The organism is Methylorubrum podarium, assembly GCF_022179745.1.
Taxonomy (GTDB): Bacteria; Pseudomonadota; Alphaproteobacteria; order Rhizobiales; family Beijerinckiaceae; genus Methylobacterium; species Methylobacterium podarium.
Genome location: NZ_BPRD01000332.1, coordinates 1 through 3503 on the forward strand (window position 1 = coordinate 1; position 3503 = coordinate 3503).

Annotated in this window: 7 protein-coding genes; 1 reads left to right on the forward strand and 6 read right to left on the reverse strand. The window is 72.3% G+C overall.

Features of this window, described 5'->3' with window-relative positions; genetic code table 11:
• The 6 genes from MFF42_RS16410 to MFF42_RS16435 all read right to left on the reverse strand — a co-directional run.
• Window positions 1-424: adenine nucleotide alpha hydrolase family protein (locus MFF42_RS16410; protein ID WP_238256704.1), on the reverse strand; the 424-nt coding region annotated here is incomplete at its 3' end.
• Window positions 425-495: 71 nt separating this feature from the next.
• Window positions 496-1485: a glucokinase gene (locus MFF42_RS16415; RefSeq protein WP_017483096.1), complete on the reverse strand. Its 990-nt coding sequence runs from the start codon at window positions 1483-1485 to the stop codon at window positions 496-498.
• A 31-nt stretch (window positions 1486-1516) separates the two neighbouring features.
• Window positions 1517-1765 (reverse strand): hypothetical protein, encoded by a 249-nt coding sequence (locus MFF42_RS16420; RefSeq protein ID WP_017483097.1) that lies wholly within the window; start codon window positions 1763-1765, stop codon window positions 1517-1519.
• A gap of 41 nt (window positions 1766-1806) precedes the next feature.
• Window positions 1807-2151 carry a c-type cytochrome gene (locus tag MFF42_RS16425; protein ID WP_017483098.1) on the reverse strand — a complete coding sequence of 115 codons (345 nt, stop codon included), beginning with the start codon at window positions 2149-2151 and terminating at the stop codon, window positions 1807-1809.
• On the reverse strand, window positions 2148-2522 hold the full coding sequence (locus tag MFF42_RS16430) for an SPW repeat protein (RefSeq protein WP_017483099.1): 375 nt from the start codon (window positions 2520-2522) through the stop codon (window positions 2148-2150). Before MFF42_RS16430 ends, MFF42_RS16425 begins: the two co-directional genes overlap by 4 nt.
• A 71-nt stretch (window positions 2523-2593) precedes the next feature.
• On the reverse strand, window positions 2594-2833 hold the full coding sequence (locus MFF42_RS16435) for a biotin/lipoyl-containing protein (RefSeq protein WP_017483100.1): 240 nt from the start codon (window positions 2831-2833) through the stop codon (window positions 2594-2596).
• A 184-nt stretch (window positions 2834-3017) separates the two neighbouring features.
• Between MFF42_RS16435 and MFF42_RS16440 the strand changes: the two genes are divergently transcribed.
• Window positions 3018-3503, forward strand: a 486-nt coding sequence (locus MFF42_RS16440; RefSeq protein ID WP_238256705.1) for an ion channel, incomplete at its 3' end; no start/stop codon positions are given.

Here is a 3503-nt window from a genome sequence, read left to right on the forward strand (position 1 = left end):
CGAGGACGGGGCGGCCCAGGCCCATGAGCGCGTCGCCGAGGTCGACGGCCATGCCCGGCCTGACGCCCTCGTCCTCGGCGTAGCGACCGACCACGACGAGGTCCGCGGCCCGGGACTGCCCTGCCAGGAACGGGACCGGACCGGCGATGTCGGAGCGCCACTCGACGCAGTCGTTCAGGCAGGAGCCATGGCGGAAGACCTGTTCGGCGGCTGCGCACCTGTCGAGGGCGGCTTGGCGGATCTCCTCGATGACCATGCCCATGGGCACGGCGGTCTCGCCGTAGCCCTGCGGGTAGTCGGGCATGCAGGCGGCGGCCCCGACGAGGCGGGCGCCGAGGCGGTGAGCCAGGTCCGCGGCGAGACGGACCCGCGTCCTGGCGTGGCGCCCGTCGTCGACCGCGACCATGATGCTGGCAATTGACACGGGAGCCTCCCTCGACCCGGAACGGGCAACAACAGGATGCGAGCGCCCGTGCCGGTCGGCGTTGATCTGCCTCAAGCCCGCCAGTCCTGGCCGGGGAACAGGAATCGGTCCGCCGCGCGCAGGAGCGCCGCCAGGCCGTCGATGGCCGGCTCGGGCCTCGTGATCACGAAGCGGGGGATGGCCTGCATCACCTCGCTGAACGGGGGCTTGTCCTCGAAGGCGTCCCGGAACGCCTCCCCCTTCAGGGCCTCGACGATACGCGGCGCGATCCCGCCGGCCAGGTAGACCCCGCCCGTCGCCGAGAACATCAGGGCGAGGTCGCCGGCGAACCGGCCCAGCAGGCGCGCGAACTGACGGACGGCCTCCCGCGCGAGCGGGTCGCCGACATTGGCCGCTTCGAGCACCTTCGGCGGCGATTGCCAGGCGGCCACGCCGCGCCCCGCCGCCAGCGCCCGCGCGAGCTTGGCGAGGCCGGGACCGGACAGCAGGGCTTCGGCGGTAAGCCTCCCCTCCGCCGGCATCAGGGCCTGCCACGGCAGTTCGTCGCGCTCGCACGGGCCGAAGCCGACATGGCCGGCCTCGGTCGTCTGGACCAGGAGGCGGTCGCCCGCCGGCACCAGGGCCGCGGCGCCGAGGCCGGTGCCTGCCCCGAGGACGAGGCGGGGCCCCCTTCCGGCCGCGACGGGCCCGATCCGCGCCAGGTCGGCCGCGTTCGCCTCGTCGAGCACGTGCAAGGCGGCCGCCTGCGGCACGTAATCGTTGACCAGCCGCGCCGCCTCCAGCCCGAGGGCGACGCCGATGTCGCCGAGGTCGAACAGCCAGGGCGCGTTGGTCATGCGCGTGGCGTACCCGTCGACGCGCCCCGCGACGGCGAGGAAGGCGGAGCGCGGCCGCGGCGTCCCCGGACCGTCGAGGTAGGCTTGCAGGGCCGCGATGGGCCCGGGGAAGCCGGCTGTCGGCACCTTCCGGATCGGGCCGGGGCATGCTCCCGGCGCGGGGAGCATGGCGAAGCGGGCGTAGGTGCCGCCGATGTCGGCCAGGAGCACGGGATAGGGCAGCATGCCGACGGGTCTCCGCTATGGGCGCGGTGGCCTAGCCGAGGGGCTTGCAGCAGGTGGCATGAGGCTGCCGGCAGAAGGTCAGACCTTCCTCGTCCCAGACCACGATGCAGCCGTGGCCCAGCGCGAAGTTCCGTACCCGGCCGAGGAGCGCGTCGTCGACGCCGAACAGGCGGTCGCAATCCGCGTTCGTCAGGCGCAGGGCCTGCCCGGCCCCGAGGCCGTCCAGGGATACCTGCAGGGCCGGAAGCGTGACCGTGGGCTGAACCGTCATCTCGTTCATCACGGCCGCTCCGTAAATATCCCAGGCTCACGGACGTGAGGCTAAGGCCCTTTCAGGCTGAGGATGTAGTCGATGACCGCGTCCATCTCATCGCGGTCGGGGCGCAGGCTCGGCATCCGTTCGTGGTGGCTCTGCAGGAAAACCGCGAGGGCCGGCCCCGTCGTTGAAGGCATGTTGGCGACCCGCAGGAAGGCGGGGCCGGAAAACTCGCCCGCCTGCGACCCGCGGCCGATGACGTGGCACTGGCTGCAGAGCTGCGTGGCAATGGTCCAGCCACGAACGCGGCGGTCCTCGATCCCACCGGCCATGACCGGGGAGCCGACGAAGGCAGCGAGCAGGCTGCCCAGTGCGAGGGTTCCGGACCGCCGTGGCGAGGGAGCGGTCATGAAGCCCTCGCGATCCTGAGGCGGGTCAGGGCGGCGCCTATGGCGACGGCCCCCGCGGTAACGTGCGCCCAGGTCGCGGCGTCGTTAACTGCGAACCCGAGGAGCCACGGCGCCAGGACCGTCCATGCCCCGGCGAGCGCGACCGCGCGCTCGAAGGACGGGCGGAAACGAAATTGGTTGATCCCCGTGAGCGAGAGGATCACCAAGCCCGGCAGCAGCGCCGAGAAGGCGGCCGGGCCTTGGTCGGCGAAGACCAGGACCCAGGCGGCCAACACCAGCGCGGTACCGGCCAGGTGTTCGAGGGCGCCGACGAGGATCTCGTCCGTGCCCCAGCCCGGAGAGGGCGTGACCCGCATACGTGCCTGGGACATGACCTGCCTCCACCATGTTCGATTGGCATTGTCGTCGCGGCCGCCGACGGGCGCTTGCCCGCCGCGGGAACTCAGGCGTGGACCTCGGCGATGATGCAGCCGGGGTCGACCACCTCGCTCGCCGGCGCCAGCACCTCCAGGCGGCCGCTGGCGGGGGAGACGATGTCGTGCAACGCCTCGCCGATGCGCACGGCGGCCACGGCCTCGCCGGCCCGCACAGTTGTTCCGTCCGCGACAAGCCAGCGCTCCAGTACGCCCTCGGGCAGCATGCCTGTGGTCCAGAGACCCTCGGCTACGTGGATGTCCGCCATGACCGCCTCCTGGCTCGGGGCGCGCGACAGGGTCGCCGGCCGGCAGGGGACGGCATCGGATGGAGGTCCGCCTTGATCTGGATCACGGCGTGACGGGCGGGCATCCCGCGGCCTTGAGGCAGGTCAAGGCGGCTCCCGGACGCTTTGGCAGGTTCACCACAGGCTCCTTCCTCGGACCGGAACCATGCTCGTCGTCCTGGCCGCCAGCGTCGTGCTCGTCGCGGTCACCATCCTGGTGCTTTACGAGACGCTCCGCCTCACCTCGGAGCACCTCGCCGAGTTGCCCGTGCCGCCGCGCTGGCGCATCGTCGCCGTGGTGCTCGCCGCCTTCGTCGGGCATACGGTGGCGGTCTGGATCTACGCCGCCGCCTACTGGCTCCTCGTCCTGCGGCTCGGGCTCGGTGCCTTCTCGGGCGTGCCCATCGAGAGCTTCGAGGACTGCCTCTTCGTCTCGGTGGTGGCCTACTCCTCGCTCGGCTACGGCGACCACGCGCCGGTCGGCCATGCCCGGCTGTTGACCGGCGTCGAGGCGCTAAACGGCCTGCTCCTGATCGGCTGGTCGGCCTCGTTCACCTACCTCGCCATGGAGCGCTACTGGCCGATGCACGGCAAGGCACGCGCCCACCGCGCCGCGAAGGCCCACCGTCCGGCGGACGGCGAGCCCGGCCGC